This is a genomic window from Pseudomonas sp. Pseusp88, assembly GCF_047303955.1.
Classification (GTDB): Bacteria; Pseudomonadota; Gammaproteobacteria; order Pseudomonadales; family Pseudomonadaceae; genus Aquipseudomonas.
In genome coordinates, this window is record NZ_JBGLYM010000169.1 from 1 (window position 1) to 201 (window position 201).

The window sequence follows — 201 nt, forward strand, 5'->3', positions numbered from 1 at the left end:
TACGACAACGCCCAGGAACGCTCCTGGCAGTTGCGCCATGACTTCGATTTCGCCGTGTTCGGCGTACCGGGCCTGACCCTGATGAACCGCTACATCAGCGGTGACAACGTGCACACCGGCACCATCACCGATGGCAAGGAATGGGGGCGCGAATCGGAACTGGCCTACGTGTTCCAGAGCGGCACGTTCAAGAACCTCAGC

At 60.7% G+C, this 201-nt stretch carries 1 protein-coding gene; it reads left to right on the forward strand.

The annotated features are described in order from the left end of the window. Positions 1-201 (forward strand): OprD family outer membrane porin (locus tag ACCD02_RS32875; protein ID WP_413310754.1); only part of this gene is annotated, 201 nt, incomplete at both ends.